The sequence below is a fragment of the Pseudonocardia sp. UM4_GMWB1 genome (genome assembly GCF_017312155.1).
Classification (GTDB): domain Bacteria; phylum Actinomycetota; class Actinomycetes; order Mycobacteriales; family Pseudonocardiaceae; genus Pseudonocardia; species Pseudonocardia alni.
Genome location: NZ_QJPN01000001.1, coordinates 3,466,626 through 3,486,781 on the forward strand (window position 1 = coordinate 3,466,626; position 20,156 = coordinate 3,486,781).

19 protein-coding genes are annotated in these 20,156 nt (G+C 74.9%); 15 read left to right on the forward strand and 4 right to left on the reverse strand.

The genetic code is table 11. The features are described 5' to 3' along the window. The first annotated feature begins 5 nt into the window (after positions 1 to 5). Together DMP15_RS16500 and DMP15_RS16505 are read left to right on the forward strand one after the other, a co-directional pair. Complete coding sequence (locus tag DMP15_RS16500) at positions 6 to 473, forward strand: nitroreductase/quinone reductase family protein (protein ID WP_083658304.1); 468 nt, start codon at positions 6 to 8, stop codon at positions 471 to 473. A 40-nt stretch (positions 474 to 513) separates the two neighbouring features. Then, the gene (locus DMP15_RS16505) at positions 514 to 1,296 is read left to right on the forward strand and encodes an LLM class flavin-dependent oxidoreductase (RefSeq protein WP_337826124.1); all 783 of its coding nucleotides are present in this window, start codon (positions 514 to 516) and stop codon (positions 1,294 to 1,296) included. On the opposite strand, the gene DMP15_RS16510 is transcribed toward DMP15_RS16505, so the two are convergent. Beyond that, positions 1,280 to 2,977 (reverse strand): class I adenylate-forming enzyme family protein, encoded by a 1,698-nt coding sequence (locus tag DMP15_RS16510; protein WP_337826125.1) that lies wholly within the window; start codon positions 2,975 to 2,977, stop codon positions 1,280 to 1,282. The genes DMP15_RS16505 and DMP15_RS16510 overlap by 17 nt on opposite strands. Before the next feature lie 144 nt (positions 2,978 to 3,121). On the opposite strand from DMP15_RS16510, the gene DMP15_RS16515 reads away from it, so the two are divergent. Next, entirely contained in the window at positions 3,122 to 4,201 is a 1,080-nt protein-coding gene (locus tag DMP15_RS16515) for an AbrB family transcriptional regulator (RefSeq protein ID WP_073574941.1), read from the forward strand. A gap of 7 nt (positions 4,202 to 4,208) precedes the next feature. Here DMP15_RS16515 and DMP15_RS16520 read toward each other — a convergent pair whose 3' ends face one another. Next, entirely contained in the window at positions 4,209 to 5,090 is an 882-nt protein-coding gene (locus DMP15_RS16520) for an ABC transporter substrate-binding protein (RefSeq protein WP_073574942.1), read from the reverse strand. 54 nt (positions 5,091 to 5,144) lie between these two features. On the opposite strand from DMP15_RS16520, the gene pgm reads away from it, so the two are divergent. The 3 genes from pgm (at position 5,145) to DMP15_RS16535 (ending at position 8,374) form a co-directional block, all read left to right on the forward strand. Beyond that, the gene (pgm, locus tag DMP15_RS16525; protein WP_073574943.1) at positions 5,145 to 6,800 is read left to right on the forward strand and encodes a phosphoglucomutase (alpha-D-glucose-1,6-bisphosphate-dependent); all 1,656 of its coding nucleotides are present in this window, start codon (positions 5,145 to 5,147) and stop codon (positions 6,798 to 6,800) included. Then, positions 6,797 to 7,546 (forward strand): polyphosphate--glucose phosphotransferase, encoded by a 750-nt coding sequence (ppgK, locus tag DMP15_RS16530; protein ID WP_073574944.1) that lies wholly within the window; start codon positions 6,797 to 6,799, stop codon positions 7,544 to 7,546. The genes pgm and ppgK overlap by 4 nt, the downstream gene beginning before the upstream one ends. Positions 7,547 to 7,750: 204 nt before the next feature. Further along, positions 7,751 to 8,374, forward strand: a complete 624-nt coding sequence (locus DMP15_RS16535) for a TetR/AcrR family transcriptional regulator (protein ID WP_337826126.1) — start codon at positions 7,751 to 7,753, stop codon at positions 8,372 to 8,374. Positions 8,375 to 8,386: 12 nt separating this feature from the next. Here the strand turns inward: DMP15_RS16535 and DMP15_RS16540 are convergent, their stop codons facing one another. Then, a complete protein-coding gene (locus DMP15_RS16540) occupies positions 8,387 to 8,932 on the reverse strand; it encodes a dihydrofolate reductase family protein (RefSeq protein ID WP_062402989.1) in 546 nt (181 codons plus the stop codon). Between the two features lie 80 nt (positions 8,933 to 9,012). Continuing rightward, complete coding sequence (locus DMP15_RS16545) at positions 9,013 to 10,494, reverse strand: mannitol dehydrogenase family protein (protein WP_337826127.1); 1,482 nt, start codon at positions 10,492 to 10,494, stop codon at positions 9,013 to 9,015. A 206-nt stretch (positions 10,495 to 10,700) separates the two neighbouring features. Here DMP15_RS16545 and DMP15_RS16550 point away from each other — a divergent pair, with 206 nt between their 5' ends. The 9 genes from DMP15_RS16550 to DMP15_RS16590 are packed head-to-tail and all read left to right on the forward strand — an operon-like array spanning position 10,701 to position 20,105. Next, positions 10,701 to 11,618, forward strand: coding sequence for a TetR/AcrR family transcriptional regulator (locus DMP15_RS16550; protein ID WP_073574947.1), 918 nt, complete (start codon positions 10,701 to 10,703; stop codon positions 11,616 to 11,618). Next, positions 11,615 to 12,508, forward strand: a complete 894-nt coding sequence (locus tag DMP15_RS16555; protein WP_337826128.1) for a 3-keto-5-aminohexanoate cleavage protein — start codon at positions 11,615 to 11,617, stop codon at positions 12,506 to 12,508. The genes DMP15_RS16550 and DMP15_RS16555 overlap by 4 nt, the downstream gene beginning before the upstream one ends. Further along, entirely contained in the window at positions 12,501 to 13,469 is a 969-nt protein-coding gene (locus DMP15_RS16560; protein ID WP_073574949.1) for a 3-hydroxyacyl-CoA dehydrogenase NAD-binding domain-containing protein, read from the forward strand. The genes DMP15_RS16555 and DMP15_RS16560 overlap by 8 nt, the downstream gene beginning before the upstream one ends. Next, positions 13,466 to 13,939, forward strand: coding sequence for a thioesterase family protein (locus DMP15_RS16565; protein WP_073574950.1), 474 nt, complete (start codon positions 13,466 to 13,468; stop codon positions 13,937 to 13,939). The genes DMP15_RS16560 and DMP15_RS16565 overlap by 4 nt, the downstream gene beginning before the upstream one ends. Before the next feature lie 56 nt (positions 13,940 to 13,995). Then, positions 13,996 to 15,552: an ABC transporter substrate-binding protein gene (locus tag DMP15_RS16570; RefSeq protein WP_073574951.1), complete on the forward strand. Its 1,557-nt coding sequence runs from the start codon at positions 13,996 to 13,998 to the stop codon at positions 15,550 to 15,552. 5 nt (positions 15,553 to 15,557) lie between these two features. Next, entirely contained in the window at positions 15,558 to 16,517 is a 960-nt protein-coding gene (locus DMP15_RS16575; RefSeq protein ID WP_073575351.1) for an ABC transporter permease subunit, read from the forward strand. After that, entirely contained in the window at positions 16,514 to 17,395 is an 882-nt protein-coding gene (locus DMP15_RS16580) for an ABC transporter permease (protein ID WP_073574952.1), read from the forward strand. The genes DMP15_RS16575 and DMP15_RS16580 overlap by 4 nt, the downstream gene beginning before the upstream one ends. Beyond that, positions 17,392 to 18,987: an ATP-binding cassette domain-containing protein gene (locus DMP15_RS16585; RefSeq protein ID WP_073574953.1), complete on the forward strand. Its 1,596-nt coding sequence runs from the start codon at positions 17,392 to 17,394 to the stop codon at positions 18,985 to 18,987. The genes DMP15_RS16580 and DMP15_RS16585 overlap by 4 nt, the downstream gene beginning before the upstream one ends. Positions 18,988 to 18,995: 8 nt before the next feature. Then, positions 18,996 to 20,105 carry a serine hydrolase domain-containing protein gene (locus DMP15_RS16590; RefSeq protein ID WP_073574954.1) on the forward strand — a complete coding sequence of 370 codons (1,110 nt, stop codon included), beginning with the start codon at positions 18,996 to 18,998 and terminating at the stop codon, positions 20,103 to 20,105. Positions 20,106 to 20,156 lie beyond the last annotated feature (51 nt).

Consider the following 20,156-nt stretch of genomic DNA (forward strand, 5'->3'; position numbering starts at 1 on the left):
CCCCCGTGTCCGACGATCCCCGCCGTCACATCCGTGCCCCGCAGCAGATCAAGCACCTGAACGACGACCTGCTCGCCCGGCGCGACCGTGGCGAGCTGCCGTTCGAGCTGCCCGTCCTGACCGTCCCCGGCCGGCGCAGCGGGACACCCCGGCACACGCCGCTGACGGTGTACGCGACCGGCGGGCAGCGGTTCGTCGTCGGCGGGTTCCCGGGCGCGGACTGGATCGTCAACGTCCGGGCCGCGGGCGGGCGGGCCACGCTGAGCACGGGTCCCGACGCCGACCCGGAGCCCGTCGTGCTGGTGGAGGTGCCGCCGGAGCAGGCGCGCCCGGTGCTGGAGGCGTGGCCGCAGGTCACCCCGGAGGGCGTCGGGATCATGGTGGAGAACGGGGTCGTCGCCGAGCCGACGCCCGAGGCGCTGGGAGCACTGACCGGCATCTGCCCGGTGTTCCGCATCGACCCGCCCCGGTAGCCGTACGACGCCGGCGGCCGCGCGTGGCACGGTGACCGGCATGGACTTCGGCATCGTCTTCCGGCCCGAGCTGCCCCCCGAGGAGCTGCCGGGTGTGGCCCGTGACGTCGAGGCCGCGGGGCTGGACCAGCTGTGGCTGTGGGAGGACTGCTTCCTGCACGGCGGGACCGCCACCGCGGCCGTCGCGCTGGCCCACACCGGCGCCCTCACCGTCGGGGTCGGGCTGTTCCCGGTGCCGCTGCGGAACCCGGCGGTCGTCGCCATGGAGACCGCCTCGCTCGCCCGGCTGTTCCCGGGCCGCTACCTGCCGGTCCTCGGGCACGGCGTGCTCGACTGGATGGGCCAGGTCGGCAACCGGGTCGCCTCGCCGCTGACCCTGCTCGCCGAGCACACGACCGCGGTACGGGACCTGCTCGCCGGTCGCGAGGTCACCCGCTCCGGGCGCTACGTCTCCCTGGACCGGGTCCGGCTCGACCACCCGCCGACGACCGTCCCACCGGTGCTGGTCGGCGGGCGCAGGCCGCGCACCCTGCGGCTGGCCGGGGACCTCGCCGACGGGGTCCTGCTCGACTCGGGCCTGTCCCCCGCCGACGTCCGGTCCTCGCTCGACGCGTGCGGCCCGGGCGGCGCCGCGGACGGGTTCCGGCGCATCGGCTACGTCGCACTGCCGGAGCACCGGGCCGAGGTGGAGGCGGTCGTCCGGAGCCACGCCGCGGCCGGGCCGGACACCGTCGTCCTGGTCCCGCCGGCCGGCGCCCCGGACCCGCGTCCCTGGCTGGAGGCCGTCTCCGCGGCCCGCAGGACGCTCACGCCGGAGCGGTGAACCCCGAGCGCAGCTCCCGCTTGCGGATCTTCCCGGTCGCCGTCCTGGGCAGCGGCTCGTCGGTCCACCGCACGTGCGCGGGCGCGGCGAACTCCCCCACCCGCGCGGCGACGGCGGCGCGGACGGCGTCGTCGTCGCGGGCCGCTCCGGGGCGGGCCCGGACCAGTGCGGCGACCTCCTCGCCCAGGCGCGGGTGCGGCACGCCGAGCACCGCCACCTCCAGCACCCCGTCGACGGTGTGGATCGCCGCCTCCACCTGCGCGGAGTACACGTTCTCCCCACCGCGCAGCACGACATCCTTCAACCGGTCCACGACGTACACCCAGCCGTCGGTCACGTGCCCCAGGTCGCCGGTGCGGAACCAGCCGTCGACGAACGCCTCGGCGTCGGCGTCGGGCCGGTTCCAGTAGCCGCGGACCACGTTCGGGCCGCGGAACCACAGCTCGCCGACCTCGCCGTCGCGCAGCGCCTCCCCGTCCGGGCCGGCGACCCGCAGCCGGGCCCCCGGCGCGGGCCGGCCGACCGAGTCGGGACGGGCCCGGTACTCGGACCCGGTGTTCGCGCAGATCGCCGAGGTCGTCTCGGTCAGGCCGTAGCCGTTCGCGGCCCCGGCGCCGAGGTCGCGCCCGATCCGCGCGACGAGCTCGGGCGGCACGGGTGCCCCGCCCATCCCGACCGTCCGCAACGACGCGAGGTCGGCGGGGTCGGCGCCGTCGAGCAGCTCCGCCGTCGTCGACGGGACACCGTTGGAACGGGACAGCCGCTCGGACCGGACGACGGCCCGCGCCGCGGCCGGGTCCCAGCGGTGCAGGGTCGCGAGCTTCGCCCCGCCGAGCACGGCGCCGACGAGTCCGTTGATGCCGGCGATGTGGAACATCGGGTACATCAGCAGCGTCCCCTGCTGCCCCGGCGGCGGTCCCACCCCAGAGTCGAGCGCGGTGGCGCGGGCCTGCAGCGCGACGTTGAGCAGGTTCGTCACGTGGTTGCGGTGGGTGCCGACCGCGCCCTTCGGTCGGCCGGTGGTGCCGGAGGTGTAGAGGATCGTCGCGTCGTCGTCCGGGCCGGGCGCGGCGACCCCGACCGGGTCACCGGGGCCGTCGGTGCGCAGCCCGAGGTCCTCCCACCCGGTCACCGGACCGGGCGCGGGCGCGCCGCCCCCGCGGACCCGGACGACCGGCACCCCGGTGCCGCTCCCACCGCACAGGGCGGCGCACCGTTCCGGGTCGGCCACGACCAGCCCGGCACCGGAGTCGGCCACCGCCCACGCCAGCTCGGGTGCGCTCCACCAGGCGTTCAGCGGGACGACGACCAGCCCCGCGACCTGGGCGGCGAAGAAGACCACCGGCCACTCCGGCAGGTTCCGCATCGCGATCGCGACCCGGTCGCCGGGGCGCAGCCCGAACCGTCCGGTGAGCACGCAGGCCAGGTCGGCGACCAGGCTCCGGTGCTCGCCGTAGGTGCGACGCTCGCCGTGGTGGACGGTGAACGTGCGCTCCGGCCACGCCGCCGTCGCCGCCCACAGCTCGGCCAGGGTGTGCGGGCCACGCCGGTAGACCCGCATCGCGGCGCCGCGCACGTCGGCGTCGACCAGCTCGAACTCCCCGCCGGGCGCGGTCAGTGCGGCGATCACCGGGCCGAGCCCGGTGGTCGCGGCGGTGTCGTCTCTCGGGGTGTCTCGCATCGGCGCACCTCCTCGTGCCCGTCCGTCCTACCCCGGCGGGGTCCGGAGGGGAAGCCGTGGTCGTTCGCTCTCGACAACGATCGTGTCCCGACTCACCGCGCACCAGTACGCCTGTCCCATTTAGGCTCGGGTCGTGATCACACGGTGAGCCCCCGCCCGTCGCTGTCCGGATGGTGGCGCTGGCTGCTGCTCGCCGCGCTGACCGTGCTCGTGACCGCCGGGCTCGCCGCGGTCGACGTGCCCTCCCCCGCCCTGTTCGCCGGGCTGCTGGTCGCGACCGTCCTCGCCCTGACCGGGCTCGGCCCCGCCCGGGTCGCCCGCCCGGCGACGTCGGGTGCGCAGGCGGTCATCGGCGTCGTCATCGGCCTGCTCGCCCGCCCGGACACCCTGGCCGCGGTGGCAGCCGAGTGGCTGCCGGTCCTGCTGATCAGCCTCGCGACGCTGCTGGTCAGCATGGGATCCGGACTCCTCATGGGTCTGCAGCGCGGGGTCACCCCGCTCACCGGGATGCTCGCGCAGACCGCGGGCGGCGCGTCCGGGCTCGTCGCGATCAGCCGCGAGCTGGGCGGCGACGAGCGCACCGTCGCCGTCATCCAGTACCTGCGGGTCGGGCTGGTCACCGCGACGATGCCAGTGGTCGCCGCGGTCGTCTACGGCGCCTCCCCCGGCGCACCCGCCGCCGCGACCACCGGCCCCGGCGCGCCGTGGTCGGTCGGGCTCGCGGTGACCGCGCTGTGCGTGGGCGTCGGCGTCCCGCTCGGGAAGCTCGCCCGGGTCCCCGCCGGTGCGCTGCTCGGACCGATGGTGGTGGCGCTGGTCATCAGCCTGGCCGGGTTCTCCTTCGCCGCGTCGGTGCCGCTGCCGCTCGTCGACGTCGCCTACGCCGTCATCGGCTGGCAGGCCGGGCTGCGCTTCACCCGGGCCGCGCTCGGCACCGTCGCGCGGGTGCTGCCGCTGGCGACCGCGCTGATCCTGGGCGTCGTCGCGCTCTGCGCCGGACTGGGGCTGCTGCTGTCGCACTTCACCGGCATGACCCCGCTGGAGGGCTACCTCGCGACCACCCCGGGCGGGGTGTACGCGGTGCTGGCGACGGCGATCTCCTCCGGCGTGGACGTCACCTCGGTGGTCGCGGTGCAGGTGCTGCGGGTGATCCTGATGCTGCTGGTCGCGCCGTGGATCGCGCGGCTGGTCGGCCGGCGGCTCGGCCCGGGCGGCGCGGCCTGAGGCCCGCTCAGCGGACCCGCGCGACCCTCCCCGGCGGCGGCGCCGGGACCGCACCGGGGTGCAGCAGGGCGGCGATCGCCTCGACCCCGTCGACCAGGCGTGGACCGGCCCGCACCACGAACGACGCCGAGTCGATCGCGTGCACCGGGACCCCGGCGGGCAGCCACGGCAGCGCCGCGCGGGCCTGGGCGAGCGCGTCGTCGAGGCCGAAGCCGCACGGCGCGACCAGCACGGCGTCGCACGGGGGCAGGTCGGCCGGGTCGACGGCGGTGCTGCGCCCGCCCGGGGCGGCCGCCACCGGGACGCCACCTGCCGCGGTGACCAGGTCGGGCACCCAGTGCCCGGGCAGGAACGGCGGGTCGGTCCACTCCAGCACCAGCACCCGCGGCGCCGGGCGGCCCCGCACGGCGGCGGCGACGGCGTCGAGGCGCGCCGACAGGCCCGCGACCAGCGCGGCGGCCTGGTCCGGCACCCCGGCCGCGGCGCCGACCGCGGTCACCGCGTCGAGCACGTCGGCCAGCCGGTGCGGGTCCAGCGACAGCACCCGGGCCCGGGTCCCGAGCTCCTCCTGCACCTGCGCGACGGTCGAGCCGGGCAGCGCGCACACCGCGCACAGGTCCTGGGTGAGGATCAGCTCCGGGTCGGCGGCGCCGAGCCGGGCGCGGTGGACCTCGTACAGCGGCAGCCCGGCCGCGGCCCGCTCGCGGACGACGGCGTCGATCTCCCCCGGCGACGCGGCGGGCGGCAGCGCGGAGCCGACGACCACCGGCACCCGGTCCCGGACGCCCACCGGGTCGTCGCACTCGAAGGTGACGCCGACCAGGTCGGCGGCCAGGCCGAGCCGCCCGGCGATCTCGGTCCCGGCAGGGAGCAACGACGCGATCCGCACACCGCGGAACGGTAGGCGGTGGCGTGGGCCGCGGCGAGGAGGAAGGATCGCGGCATGACCGTGCACGAGCGCGCCGGGACCCCGGCCCGCCCCGAGGACCTCGTCGACGTCGACGCGCTGCTGGCCGCGTACGCCGCGACCCACCCCGACCCGTCGGTCGACGTGCAACGGGTCGCGTTCGGCACGTCGGGGCACCGCGGGTCGGCGTTCACCGCCACCTTCAACGACGACCACATCGCCGCCACCAGCCAGGCGATCGTCGAGTACCGGGCCGCGCAGGGCACCGACGGCCCGCTGTTCCTCGGGCGCGACAGCCACGCGCTGTCCGAGCCGGCCTGGCGCACCGCGGCCGAGGTGTTCGCCGCCAACGGCGTCGACGTCGTCGTCGACTCCCGGGACGGGCTGACCCCGACCCCGGCGATCTCGCACGCGATCCTCGTGACCAACGCCGGGCGCGACGTCCGGCACCTCGCCGACGGCGTGGTCGTCACCCCGTCGCACAACCCGCCCGCCGACGGTGGCTTCAAGTACAACCCGCCGGACGGCGGCCCCGCCGGCACCGAGGCGACGTCCTGGATCGCCGACCGGGCCAACCAGCTGCTCGAGAGCGGGCTCACGGAGGTGCGCCGCGCCCGGTTCGACGCCGCCGCCGCGCACCGCTACGACTACCTCGGCACCTACGTCGACCAGCTCGACCAGGTGCTCGACATGGCCGCGGTCCGCGACGCCGGCGTCACCATCGGCGCGGACCCGCTCGGCGGGGCCTCGGTCGACTACTGGGGCGTGATCGCGCAGCGCTGGGGCCTGGACCTGACCGTGGTGAACCCCGACGTCGACCCGGCCTTCGGGTTCATGACCCTGGACTGGGACGGGAAGATCCGGATGGACTGCAGCTCGCCGTACGCGATGGCGTCGCTGCGCGCCCGGATGGAGGCCGACCCGGCCCCCTTCACCATCGCCACCGGCAACGACGCCGACGCCGACCGGCACGGCATCGTCACCGCCGACGGCGGCCTCATGAACCCGAACCACTACCTCGCCGTCGCGATCGGTTACCTGTTCGCCCACCGCCCCGGCTGGCCGGCGGCCGCCGGGATCGGCAAGACCGCGGTCAGCTCGTCGATGATCGACCGGGTCGCCGGTGACCTCGGCCGCAGGCTGGTCGAGGTGCCCGTCGGGTTCAAGTGGTTCGTTCCCGGCCTGCGCTCGGGGGAGATCGGCTTCGGCGGCGAGGAGAGCGCGGGCGCGTCGTTCCTGCGCCGCGACGGCTCGCCCTGGAGCACCGACAAGGACGGCCTGCTGCTCGCCCTGCTGGCCTCGGAGATCACCGCGGTCACCGGGTCGACCCCCAGCGAGCACTACGCCCGGCTCACCGAGCGGTTCGGCGCCCCCGCCTACGCCCGCACCGACGTCGCCTGTTCCCGGGAGGACAAGGCGGCGCTGTCGAAGCTGGACGCCGACGCCGTCACCGCCACCGAGCTCGCCGGGGACGCGATCACCGCGAAGCTCACCCGCGCCCCGGGCAACGACGCCGCGATCGGCGGGCTGAAGGTCGTCACCGACGCCGGGTGGTTCGCCGCCCGCCCGTCGGGCACCGAGGACGTGTACAAGGTCTACGCCGAGAGCTTCCGCGGGCCGGAGCACCTGACGCGCGTCCAGGACGAGGCGCGCGGCGTGGTCGCGGCGGCCCTGGAAGGATCGGGGGCGTGAGCAGCACGCACGCACTCGGGTTCGGTATCGACATCGGCGGCTCCGGCATCAAGGGCGCCCCGGTGGACCTGCACAAGGGCCGGCTGGCCGCGGACCGGGTGCGGATCCCGACGCCGCAGCCGTCCACCCCGGAGGCGGTCGCCGAGACCGTCACGCAGATCCTCGACGAGTTCGACTGGCGGGACTCCTTCGGCTGCACGTTCCCGGCCGTCGTCCAGCACGGCGTGACCCGCACCGCGGCCAACGTGGACCGGGCCTGGATCGACTGCGACGCCGCCGCGGTCCTGCGCCGGGTCACCGGCCGGGACGCGCTGCTGGTCAACGACGCCGACGCCGCCGGCGTCGCCGAGGCCGGGTTCGGCGCGGCCGCCGACCACCATCACGGGCTCGTGCTCGTCGTGACCCTCGGGACCGGCATCGGGTCGGCGCTGGTCAACCACGGGAAGCTGGTGCCCAACACCGAGTTCGGGCACCTGGAGATCGACGGGTTCGACGCCGAGTCACGCGCCGCGGACTCCGCCCGCGAGCGCGAGGACCTGGACTGGGAGGAGTGGGGCGGGCGGCTGCAGCGCTACTTCACCCACGTCGAGAACCTGCTGTGGCCGGACCTGATCGTGGTCGGCGGCGGGGTGAGCAAGAAGTTCGAGAAGTGGTCGCCCTACGTGCGGACCCGCACCGAGCTCGTCCCGGCCGGGCTGCTCAACGAGGCCGGGATCATCGGGGCAGCGCTGCTGGCGCACGGCTGACCGGGTCCCCCGGCGCCGGCGCGGCGGCCGCTCCGGTTCCCGCGCCTTCTCCTGTGACACGCGTCCTCCGTCCGGGCTTGCATCATGCAATAGTTTGCGGTGCTCACGAATGTACGAGCACACTGCAGTGACTGCACGACTGCACTCCCCGCACGTTCCGAGGGTGCGAGCCGCGCCGGGACCAGCGGGAGAGGTGGGACGGGCATGATCGGCGAGATGCTGACCGACCAGGAGGCGCACTGCCACGGGCTGCGGGAGCGCAAGAAGGTGCGGACCCGCCAGGCGCTGCGCGCCGCGGCCCTGGAACGCGCGCGCACCCAGGGCCCGGACGCGTTCACCGTCGAGGAGATCTGCGCCGACGTCGACGTCGCGCCGCGCACGTTCTTCAACCACTTCCCGTCGAAGGACGCGGTGCTGTTCGACTGGGACACCACCTCCCTCGACGAGCTCGCCGCCGAGGTCCGCGCCCGGACCGAGGTCTCCCCGCTCGGGGCGGCGACGGCGGTGCTCGCCGAGGTCACCGTGGCACTGACGACCAGCCCGACCTGGCACGGGCAGATGGAGCTGCTGCGCGCCCACCCCGAGCTGCACCCGCGGATCGCCCACGTCGGGCGGACCGTGGAGCAGACCGTCGCGCAGGCGCTCGCCGAGCGCGACGGCGCCGACACCCCCGCGAAGAACCACCGGCTCGCCGCGGCCGGTGCGATGGCGGTGATGCAGGTCGCCGTCGCCGGCTGGCTGGCCGACCCGGCGGGCCCGCCGGCCCGCCGGGTCTACGGCGACGTGCTGGCGGCCACCCGAGAGGCCTTCGCGGCCCTGCCGGACTGAGCGCGCCCGGACTCAGGTGAGCGGCGGACCGTAGGTCAGCCGGACCACGCCGTTCTCGTAGGCCTCGGACTCGCGCAGCCGCAGCGGCACCCGCGCGCCCTCGGCGAACAGCCGCAGCCCGGCCCCGAGCGACACCGGATAGACGAACAGGTTGAGCGTGTCGACCAGGCCGTCGGCGAGCAGCGCACGGACCAGGGTGACGCTGCCGGAGACGTAGATGCCGCCGTCGGTCGCGTCCTTGAGCTGCCGGATCCGCGCCGGGTCGTACGGGCCGAGCACCCGGGAGTTCTCCCACTCCAACGGGTCGGCCAGGGTGGACGTGACGACGTGCTTGGGCGCGCCGTTGAAGAACGCGCCGCCGGACTCGACGTCGTGCCCGCGGGCCGACCATGCCGGGTGGAACATCTCGTAGGTGTTCCGACCGAGCAGGATCGCCGCGTCGGTCAGCCGGCCGATCGCCTCCCCCATCGCGTCAGTGAAGCCGTACTCCGCCGTCCAGGACGGGTCGGAGACGACCCCGTCGAGGCTGATGAACTCGTGCACGTCGATCGTGCCCACTGTGGTCTCCCGGGGTCGAGGCGAGGGGTCATCGGCTACGACCGCAGACGTGTGGGGAACTCATCGGTTCCCCCTGCCGGTCACGCGAGGTCGGCGACGGTCGCCGCGGCGCCGCGGGACCACAGCGACTCCAGCGCCGACCGGAACGCTCCGGCGAACCGCTCGTCGGAACCGAGGTCGCCGAACACCCCGCGGTGGGACAGGAACGACCCCGGGGTGTCCCGCTCGGCCCGCGCGAGCGCGGTCATCTCCTCCGCCAGGCGGTCCTGCTGGGGGATCTCCCGCGCCTGCTCGTCGGCGCCCTCGGCGTAGCGGCACCATCCGGCGACGACGGCCGCGGCCCGCTCGACCGGCCCGCCCGCGGCGAGCTGCTCGCGCACCACCGGCAGGAGGAAGATCGAGATCCGGTCGGAGCTGCCGTAGTTGATCCGCATCAGGGTGTCGGCGACGCCCGGGTTCGCGAAGCGTTCCAGCAGGGTGTCCTTGTACGCGTCGAGGTCGATGCCGGGCACCGGGCGCAGCGTCGGTGTGGCCTCGTCGTCCATGTAGCCGCGCAGGAACGCCGCGAACGTCGGGTCCTGGGCGACCTCGTGCACGTAGCGGTGCCCGGCGAGGTAGCCGAGGTAGCCCAGCGCCTGGTGGGTGGCGTTGAGCAGGCGCAGCTTCATGAACTCGTAGGGGACGACGTCCTCGACGACCTGGACCCCGACCCGCTCGAACTCCGGGCGGCCCGCGGCGAAGTGGTCCTCGAGCACCCATTGGGTGAACGGCTCGCACACGACCGGCCAGCCGTCGCGCAGCCCGAAGCGCCCGGCGAGGGCCTCGCGGTCGGTGTCGGCGGTGGCCGGGGTGATCCGGTCGACCATCGAGTTCGGGAAGGTGACCGACTCCGCGACCCAGGCGCCCAGCTCGGCGTCACGGAGCTGGGCGACGCCGGTGAACACCCGGCGGGCGACGTCGCCGTTGCCCTGCATGTTGTCGCAGCTCATGACCGTGAGTGGGCCGGTGCCGCGCTCCCGGCGGCGCGCCAGCGCCTCGACGACCAGCCCGAACGCCCCGGTCGGGGCGGAGCCGGCGGCCATCGCGTCGAGGTCGGCGCGGATGCCGGGGAAGTCCGGGTCGAACTCGCCGGTCTTCTGGTCGATCGCGTAGCCGCCCTCGGTGATCGTCAGCGAGACGATCCGGGTGTCGGGGTGCGCGATCCGCTCGATGACGGCCTCGGGGTCGTCGGGGGCGTAGAGGTAGTCGACGAGCGACCCGACGACCCGGGGCGTCAGCGTCCCGTCGGCCTCCTTGAGCACGAGTGTGTACAGCCCGTCCTGGGCGGCGAGCACGTCGCGCATCCGGTCGTCGGCGGCGAGCACACCGACCCCGCAGATCCCCCACCCCGGTGCCCCGCCCGAGGCGAGCAGCGCGTCGACGTACATCGCGAGGTGCGCGCGGTGGAAACCGCCGACGCCGATGTGGACGATCCCGCGGCCGACGGTGGCCCGGTCGTAGCCGGGGACCTCCACGCCCTCGATCCCGTCGGTCCAGATCCCGGTCTCGTCCAGCGAACGCATGGTCCCCCTCGCCACGTCCCCGGCGCCCCTCCGCGCCGTCGGGTGAGAGGCCGACCCTACCGCCCACACCGTCCGACGCAAGCGCTTCCGAGAGCAGCTCCCGCGAACTGGTCGACGCACCGGAAACCTCCGGGAAACACCTCGTGTGCTCGAACGATCCGATTCGATGCTTGCGCTCATCGCAAGTCTCGGCCTACGGTCGCCCGGTGACCGACCCCTGTACCCCCCGGACCGCCGAGGACGCGGTGGCCGGGCGGGTGCGCGCCCTGCTGCAGCGGGACGGCTGGACCCAGCGCCGGTTCGCCGCCGCGGTCGGGCTGGAGGAGACCAAGCTGTCCAAGTCGCTCGCCGGGCGCCGCCGTTTCGCCGCCGACGAACTCGTCCGCATCGCCGACGTCACCGGCGAGACCGTGGCCCGGCTGCTGCACGGCCGCGACGGCGCCCGCGCCCGGACCGCGGTCCCCACCGGGGCCGCCGCCGCGGCCGCCGAGCCCGACCCCGGCCGCGAGCCCGGCGGGACCCACGGCACCCGCGGCCGGATCCTCGACGCGGCCTGGGAACTGATCGCCGACCACGGATACCACCGGGTCCGCACCGCCGACGTCGCGCGGGCGGCGGGCACCAGCCCGGCGGCGATCCATTACCACTTCCCCACCCGCTCGGAGCTGCTCGACTCCGCGCTGCGGCACAACGTGCGCCTCGCCTTCGACCGCCAGGTCGCCGAGCTCGACACGATCGCCGACCCGCACGACCGGCTGCTGCGGCTGATCGACCTCCAGCTCCCCGACGGCGCGCTGCTGGAGCGCGAGTGGTCGATCTGGATCCAGGTGTGGGCGGAGTCGGCGATCGACCCGGCTCGGCGCGATCTGTACTGGGACGCCTACGACCGCTGGTTCCGCACCGTCGCCATGACCCTCACCGAGGGCGCCGCCGCCGGGGTCTTCGTCCCCGACGCCGGTGACGCCGCCCGGCAGCTCACCGCGCTGGTCGACGGCCTGGGCATCCAGGTCATGGCGCGTACCCCCGGCACCTCCGCCGCGCAGATGCGCGCGGACCTCGCCGCCTTCATCGATCGGGCCGTGCTCGCGGCACCGGCACGCACGGAGCGAACGGAGAACGGATGAACCGTGACGTCATCATCACCTGCGCGGTGACCGGGGCCGGGGACACGGTGGGCCGCAGCCCGCACGTGCCCGTCACCCCGGCCCAGATCGCCTCGGACGCGATCGCCGCGGCCCGGGCCGGCGCCGCCGTGGTGCACATCCACGTGCGGGACCCGGAGACCGGCAGCCCGTCGCGGGCGGTGGAGCTCTACCGCGAGACCGTGACCCTGATCCGGGACTCGGGCGTCGACGTCGTGCTGAACCTGACCGCGGGTATGGGCGGTGACCTGGTGATCGACGCCGAGGACCCGCTGAAGCCGATCGACGGCACCGACCTGGTCAACGCCCTGGAGCGGCTCCCGCACGTCGAGGAGCTGCTGCCCGACATCTGCACGCTGGACTGCGGCTCGCTCAACTTCGGCGAGGGCAACCAGCTCTACATCTCCACCCCGGACATGCTGCGCACCGGCGCCAGGCGGGTCCAGCAGCTCGGTGTGAAGCCGGAGCTGGAGATCTTCGACACCGGCCAGCTGTGGTTCGCCACCGTGCTGGTCGAGGAGGGCCTCATCGACGCCCCGTCGCTGTTCCAGCTGTGCATGGGCATCCCCTACGGCGCCCCGGCCGACCCGGGCGTGCTGGCCGCGGAGGTGAACCTGCTCCCCGAGGGCGCGAACTTCGCGTCGTTCGCGATCGGGCGCGACCAGCTGCCGTGGGTGGCCCAGTCGGTGCTGGCCGGCGGGCACGCCCGCGTCGGGCTGGAGGACAACCTCTACCTCTCGCGCGGGGTGAAGGCGACCAACGAGCAGCTGACCGAGCGGGCGGTGGAGATCGTGCAGAACCTCGGTGCCTCGGTGGCGACGCCGGACCGCGCCCGGGAGATCCTCGGCCTGAAGGAGCGCACCGGTGCCTGAGCCGCGTCCCGTCACGGAGATCCGGACCGTCGCCTGCATCGGCGCCGGGGTGATCGGCGCCGGCTGGGCGGCGTACTTCCTGGCCCGCGGGCTGCGGGTCCGGGCCTGGGACCCCGCCCCGGACGCCGGGGAGAAGCTGCGCCGGGTGGTCGACGCCGCCTGGCCCGCGCTCACCGAACTGGGCCTGGCCGAGGGCGCCGACCGGGACGCGTTGTCGGTGCACCCGACCGCGGCCGAGGCCGTCGCGGGAGCGGACTTCGTGCAGGAGAGCGCCCCGGAGGACCTGGAGCTCAAGCGCGCCCTGCTGTCCGAGCTGGCCGACGCCGCCGTGGCGGCCGGGCCGGACGTGGTGGTGGCGTCGTCGACCTCGGGGTTCCCGATGACCGACATGGCGACCACCGCGGCCGAGCCGGGCCGGCTCGTCGTCGGGCACCCGTTCAACCCGCCGTACCTGATCCCGCTGGTCGAGGTCGTCGGCGGCGAGAAGACCGAGGCCTGGGCGGCGTCGCGGGCCGCGGACTTCTACCGGCACATCGGCAAGTCGGTGATCGAGATGGAGCGGGAGCTGCCCGGCTTCATCGCGAACCGGCTGCAGGAGGCGATCTGGCGCGAGGCGCTGCACATGGTCGCCGCCGGTGAGGCCACCCCCGAGGAGATCGACCGCTCGATCACCGACGGCCCGGGGCTGCGCTGGCCGGTGCACGGTCCCTGCCTGACCTTCCACCTGGCCGGCGGTCAGGGCGGGATGGCGCACATGCTGGACCACTTCGGACCGTCGCTGAAGGCGCCGTGGACGCGCCTGGAGGCCCCGGAGCTGACTCCGCAGCTGCGCGACGACATGGTCGCCGGCGCCGAGGTCTCCGCCGGTGGGCGGCCGATGGCAGAGCTTGTCGCCGAGCGCGACCGGGCCGTGATCGCGGTCCGCCGGGCGGTCGCCGCGGCCCGGGGGACCGCCCGGTGAGCGCGCCGCCGGTGCACCACGACGTCGTCCGTCCCGAGTGGATCGACTACAACGGCCACCTGTCCGAGCCGTACTACGTGCTCGTGTTCGGCGACGCCACGACCGCGCTGATGGACCGGACCGGGATGGACGCCGGGTACCGCGCGGCCACCGGCCGCTCGCTGTACACCGTCGAGGCGCACGTCCGGTACCTGCGCGAGATCGGCCCGGACGCGGCGCTGGAGGTGCGGACCCGGGTCCTCGGCCGGGACGCGAAGCGGCTGCGCCTGTGGCACGAGCTGTACGTCGACGGCCGCCTGCGGGCGACCGAGGAGTTGATGTGCCTGCACGTCGGCCCGGACGGTGCCGAGCCGTTCCCCGACGACGTCGCCGCGGCCCTCGACGCCCTCCACGTGCCCGGCGAGCCCGAGCACGCGGGCCGGTCCATCGCCGCCGTCGGCCGGGGGGAGGTGCGGCGCCCCTCGACGTGATGTGCCCGAGACCGCGGCCCCGGCGCGACCGGGGCCCTCTGCGAGGAGACACGTTCATGATCAGCCCGACACCGGCGCGCGGCGGGTTCTCCCGCCGCCGCCTGCTGGGTGGAGCGGCCGGCCTCGCCGCGGCGGCCGTCCTGGCCGGCTGCGGCGGGCCGGCCACGGCCCGTGAGGCCGGAGCCCCCCGCCGCGGCGGGGTCCTGCGGGTGGGGGTGACCGGCGGCGGATCGTCGGACTCCCTCGACCCGCACAGCCCCGCCACCAACCCGGACATCGCCCGCGTCGTCAGCCTCTACGAGCCCCTCGTGCGCTGGGACGACGACTACACGCTGCAGCCCGCCGTCGCCGCGTCCGTCCGCCCCGACCCCGGCGCCCGCAGCTGGACCGCGACCATCCGGCCCGGCATCACCTTCCACGACGGGCGCCCGGTGACCCCCGACGACGTCGTCGCGACCTTCCGGCGGATCACCGACCCGGCCGACCCCAAGTCCGGCGCCGCGCAGCTGGAGACGCTCACCGACGTCGTCGTGGTCGGCGACGACCGGGTCCGGTTCGTGCTCAGCGAGCCCGGGCCGGTGTTCGACCAGTACCTGGCCGAGTACAGCTGCGGGATCGTCCCGGCCGACTTCTCCGTCGACCGTCCGGTGGGTACGGGTGCGTTCCGGTTCGAGTCCTTCTCCCCCGGGCAGCAGAGCGCCTTCGTCCGCCACGACGGGTACTGGCGTCCGGACCAGCCCTGGGTCGACCGACTGGAGCTGATCAACTTCAGCGAGGAGGACGCCCGGATCAACGCGCTGCTGTCCGGGCAGGTCGACGCGATCGACCAGGTACCGCTGTCGCTCACCCAGGTGGTCGGCGCCTACGACTCGATCTCCCTGCTCACCGCCGAGACCGGCAGCTGGCTGCCGTTCACGATGCGGGTCGACGTCGAACCGTTCGACGACGTCCGGGTCCGGCAGGCGCTGCGCCTGGCCACCGGCCGCGGCGAGATGGTCGCCCAGGTGCTCTCCGGCCAGGGCGTCGCCGCGGGCGACCTCTACGGCCGCTTCGACCCCGACTACCTGGACCCGCGCCGGGAGCAGGACCTGGAGCGGGCGCGCGACCTGCTGGCCGCCGCCGGGAAGCCGAACCTGTCCCTGGAGCTCGTGACCTCACCGATCCAGGCGGGCTCGGTGGAGTCGGCGCAGGTGCTGGTCACCCAGGCCCGCGCCGCCGGCATCGACATCGGGCTGCGCCGGGTGGACACCTCCACCTTCTTCTCCGACCAGTACCTGCAGTGGGAGTTCGCGCAGAGCTTCTGGAACACCCGCAACTACCTGCCGCAGGCCGGGTCGTCGTCGCTCCCGGACTCGCCGTTCAACGAGACGCACTGGAACGACGCCGAGTACATCCGGATCGTCCGCCGGGCCCGCGCCGAGGTGGACACGGCCCGGCGCGGCGAGCTGGTCCGCCAGGCCCAGCGCATCGAGTACGACCGCGGCGGCTACCTCATCTGGGGCTTCCCGAACCGGGTGGACGCCCACCAGACCTACGTCGGCGGGCTCACGCCCAGCCGCACCGGGCTGTCGCTGTCCGGCTACGAGTTCCGGAAGGCATGGGTCGGCGCATGAGCCTCGTGACGAGAATGATCCTCCGGCGGCTGCTGGTGAGCGTCCTGGTCCTGTTCGTGGTGTCGCTGCTGGTCTTCGCGGCGACGCTGCTGCTGCCCGGCGACCCGGCTCGCGCCATCCTCGGTCAGCAGGCCACCCCGGAACGGGTCGCGGCGCTGACCGAGCAGCTCGGCCTCGACCGCCCGGTCTGGGAGCGCTACCTCGGCTGGCTCGGCGGTGTCCTCACCGGCGACCTCGGCTTCTCCGCCGCCACCCAGGGGCCGGTCACCGAACTGCTCGGTGGCCGGATCACGGCGTCCGCGGTCCTGCTGGTGCTCACCGCGCTCGTCGCCACCCCGGTGGCCCTGGCGCTGGGCGCCTGGGCCGCGGTCCGTCGCGGCACCCGCACCGACTCCGCGCTGTCGGGCACCAGCCTGGTCCTGGCCGCGCTGCCCGAGTTCGTCATCGGTGTGCTGCTCGTCGTGCTGTTCGCGACCTCGGTGCTGCAGGTCCTGCCGTCGGTCACGATCGCCCGCCCCGGCGAGCCCGTGTGGGCCCGCCCCGGGCAGCTCGTGCTGCCGGTGCTGACCCTGGCGCTGGTCGTGATCCCCTACGTCGTCCGGATGACCCGGGCGACGCTGTCGGAGACCTTCGACACCGGGTTCGTCGAGATGGCCCGGCTCAAGGGGCTGCCCGAGCGCACGGTGCTGCTGCGCCACGCCGTCCCGCACACGATCGGGCCGGTCGCGCAGGTGCTGGCACTGCAGCTGGCGTGGCTGGCCGGCGGCGTCGTGGTCGTCGAGTTCCTGTTCCGCTACCCCGGCATCGGGCAGGCGCTGATCGACGCCGTCAACAACCGCGACGTGCAGGTGGTCCAGGCGATCTCGATGCTGATCGCCGCGTTCTACGTCGTGGTCAACCTGGCCGCCGACGTCGCCGGGATCCTGGCCGACCCGCGGATCCGTACCGCCGGAGGTACCCGATGAGCGTCACCAGTCCCCCCGTCACCTCCGGCGCCGCGTCCGCACCGGCCGGACTCGTCCGGCGCACCTTCCGGCGCCGCCAGGCCCGGATCGGCGCAGCGCTGACCCTGGTCGTCGTCGCCGTCGCCCTGCTCGGGCCGACGCTCGGCCCTCTGCTGACCGGCTTCGGCGTCGACGACTTCGCCGGCCGCCCGTTCAGCTCGGACGGGGTTCTCGGCACCGACGACCTCGGGCGCGACGTGGTCGCCCGCTTCCTCGCGGGTGGTGGGCCGGTCCTGCTCTACGCGCTCGCCGCGACCGCGCTGGGCCTGGTCGGCGGTGCGGCCGCCGGCATGCTCGCCGGGTACTCCGGCGGCCGGCTCGACACCCTGATCATGCGGGGCGGCGACGTGCTGCTGTCGTTCCCGCAGCTGGTGCTGGCGCTGCTCGCGGTGGCCGTGCTCGGCTCGTCCGGCTGGCTGCTGGTGCTGGTCATCGGGATCTCGCACATCCCCCGGGTGGCCCGGGTCGCGCGGCAGGCCACGCTGTCGGTCGCCGGGCAGGACTACGTGCTCGCCGCCCGGATGTACGGCGTCCCGCGCCGCCGGATCCTCGGCACCGAGATCCTGCCGAACATCACCGGCCCGCTGATGGTGGAGCTGGGCCTGCGGTTGACCTACTCGATCGGCTACATCGCCTCGCTGTCGTTCCTCGGTCTCGGCGTGCAGCCGCCCGCCGCGGACTGGGGCCTGCAGATCAACGAGAACCGGATCGCGCTGATCGTCGCCCCCTGGGGCGTCCTGCTGCCGGTGCTGGCCATCGCGATCCTCACCGTCGGCACCAACATGATCACCGACGCCCTCGCCAAGGAGTCGGCCGACACCACCGGGGAGGGCGCATGACCGCCACCGCGACACCCACGATCGGCTGCACGGGCCTGCGCGTGTCCACCACCGGCGGGCGGGAGGTGCTGCACGGTGTCGACTACGCGGTCGCCCCGGGTGAGATCCTCGCGCTGGTCGGCGAGTCCGGCTCCGGGAAGACGACGGCGGCACTGGCCGCGCTCGGCCACTTCCGGACCGGGCTCGCGCACACCGGCGGCACCATGGCGTTCCACGGCCACACCGAGACCCACGACGACCTGCTCACCCTCGACCCGGTCACGCTGCGCGGGGTCCGCGGCCGGCTGGTCAGCTACGTGCCGCAGGACCCGGCGCTGTCACTGAACCCGTTGCTGCGGGTCGGCACCCAGGTCGCCGAGGTGCTGGAGGCGCACTCCTGGGACGGTGACGTCACCGGCCGGGTCCGGGAGGTCCTCGCCGAGGTCGGCCTGCCCGACGACGACGCATTCCTGGCCCGCTACCCGCACCAGCTCTCGGGCGGGCAGCAACAGCGGGTCGGGATCGCGGCCGCGTTCGCGAACCGGCCCGACGTCGTCGTGCTCGACGAGCCGACGACCGGGCTCGACGTCACCACCCAGGACCTCGTCCTGGACACCGTGCGGGAGCTGGTGACCCGGTCGGGGACGGCGGCGCTCTACATCACCCACGACCTCGCCGTCGTCGCCGGGCTGGCGGACCGGGTGGCGGTCATGCAGTCCGGGGAGGTCGTCGAGACCGGGCCGGTGGCCCGGGTGCTCACCGCACCCGAGCACCCGTACACGCGGGGCCTGATCGCCGCGGTGCCCGACCTGGACCGGCGTGTCGAGCGGGCACCGGTCCCGAGCGGCGACGCGGGCGGCGAGCCGGTGCTGCGGGTGTCCGGCGCCGGGAAGCGCTACGGCGCGACCACCGTCCTCGACGGGGTGGACCTGGAACTGTGGCCTGGCGAGTGCCTGATGCTGCTCGGCGAGTCCGGCTCGGGGAAGACCACACTGGCCCGCGGGCTGTCCGGGCTGCTGCCGCTGGACGCGGGGACGCTGACGCTCAAGGGCGAGGAGCTGGCCACCCCGCGGTCCCACGCCCAGCTGCGCAGCGTGCAGTACGTGTTCCAGAGCCCGTTCGCGTCGCTGAACCCGCGCCGGACCCTGGCCGGGTCGCTGGAGGTTCCGCTGCGCCACCTCACCGACGCCGACGCCGGCACCCGCCGGGCCCGGGTCCTGGACATGCTGCGTCAGGTACGGCTCGACGAGTCGTTCGCGGCGCGCTACCCGGGGTCGCTCTCGGGCGGCGAGCGACAGCGTGCGGCCATCGCGCGGGCCCTGGTCACCGCACCGGACGTGCTGGTGTGCGACGAGGTCACCTCGGCGCTGGACGTGTCGGTGCAGGCCGCGATCCTGGACCTGCTCGCCCTGGTCCGCCGCGAGCTGGGCACGGCGATGGTGTTCGTGACCCACAACATCGCCCTGGCCCGCGAGGTGGCCGACCGGATCGCGGTGCTGCAGGGCGGCCGGATCGTCGAGCAGGGCACCGTCGAGGAGGTCCTGTCGAACCCCGCGAACGACTACACCCGCGAGCTGCTGGCGCACACGCCGTCGATGGCGGCGGTCCGATGAGCGGAGGGATGAAGGGCACCGTCGCGCCCGGGTACTCCGCCGTCGCGGACGCCTTCGCCGCGGTGCTCGCCGGGAGCCGTGCCGGCGTCGCGTTCTCGGTGGTCCGCGACGGGGAGGTGCTCGTCGAGCTGCACGGCGGGCTCGCCGACCCCGCCACCGGACGGCCCTGGGAGGCGGACACGGTCGCGGTGCTGTTCTCCGGCACCAAGGGTCTGACCGCGGCCGCCTGCGCGGCGGTGTCCGACCGGCTGGAACCGGACGCTCCGGTGGCCCGGTACTGGCCGGAGTTCGCTGCGGGCGGCAAGGAGCGCGTGACCGTCGGCCAGGTGCTCTCGCACACCGCCGGGCTGCTGTACCCCGACCCCGAGCCGGTGGGGGCCGACCGGTGGGACGACCGGGCGTGCGCCGCGGTGCTCGCCCGGCAGGAGCCGCTGTGGGAGCCGGGCACGGCGGTCGCCTACCACCCGACGACCTACGGGGCGATGACCGCGGAGCTGCTGGCGCGGGTCACCGGGCGGGACTCCCGTGCGGTCGTGCGCGACCTGGTCGCGCAGGTCCCCGGTGCCCGGGTGTTCCTGGGTGCGGCCCCGCCGGGACCGGCGCGGATCGTGCGCGACCCGGACTACCGGATCTCGACGTTCCTCACCGACCCGCGGCGTCGACGACTCGTCGAACGGATGTACCGGATGCTGCTCGAGGAGCCGGACCTGCCGAACACGGGCGTCTACCACCGGTCCGGCGGGCTGGCCGGGGCCGGCCTGGCGAGCGCCCCGTCGATGGCCCGGTTCTACGCGGCGCTGTGCCCGTCGGGCCCGGCACCGGGGGTCTCCCCGGTACCGGCCGCGGCGCTGGCCCGGGCCACCCGGACCTGGTCGGAGGGGACCGACGCGGTCAACGACCGGCCGCTGCGGTTCGGCCTCGGCTTCGAGCTCGCCGACCCGATCGGGACCTACGGACCCGAGCCGGTCGCGTTCGGCCACTCCGGCGCGGGCGGCGGGCGGCACGGTGCCTGGCCCGAGCGGGGGCTCGGGTTCTCCTTCCTCACCAACGAGATGCGCGCCGAGGACGTCGACGACCGGGCGTCGAGCCTGCTGGCGGCGCTGCAGACCTGCGGGTGAGCTCGCGGACGCCGAGGGAGCGCCCGCTGTGCGGACGCTCCCGTCGGTGCG

Bases quoted from the DNA above. Each gene is read 5' to 3' on its own strand.
- DMP15_RS16505 (WP_337826124.1), top strand. From the start codon at position 514: ATGGACTTCGGCATCGTCTTCCGGCCCGAGCTGCCCCCCGAGGAGCTG.
- DMP15_RS16510 (WP_337826125.1), bottom strand. From the start codon at position 2,977: ATGCGAGACACCCCGAGAGACGACACCGCCGCGACCACCGGGCTCGGC.
- pgm (WP_073574943.1), top strand. From the start codon at position 5,145: ATGACCGTGCACGAGCGCGCCGGGACCCCGGCCCGCCCCGAGGACCTC.
- DMP15_RS16535 (WP_337826126.1), top strand. From the start codon at position 7,751: ATGATCGGCGAGATGCTGACCGACCAGGAGGCGCACTGCCACGGGCTG.
- DMP15_RS16545 (WP_337826127.1), bottom strand. From the start codon at position 10,494: ATGCGTTCGCTGGACGAGACCGGGATCTGGACCGACGGGATCGAGGGC.
- DMP15_RS16555 (WP_337826128.1), top strand. From the start codon at position 11,615: ATGAACCGTGACGTCATCATCACCTGCGCGGTGACCGGGGCCGGGGAC.
- DMP15_RS16570 (WP_073574951.1), top strand. From the start codon at position 13,996: ATGATCAGCCCGACACCGGCGCGCGGCGGGTTCTCCCGCCGCCGCCTG.
- DMP15_RS16580 (WP_073574952.1), top strand. From the start codon at position 16,514: ATGAGCGTCACCAGTCCCCCCGTCACCTCCGGCGCCGCGTCCGCACCG.
- DMP15_RS16585 (WP_073574953.1), top strand. From the start codon at position 17,392: ATGACCGCCACCGCGACACCCACGATCGGCTGCACGGGCCTGCGCGTG.
- DMP15_RS16590 (WP_073574954.1), top strand. From the start codon at position 18,996: ATGAAGGGCACCGTCGCGCCCGGGTACTCCGCCGTCGCGGACGCCTTC.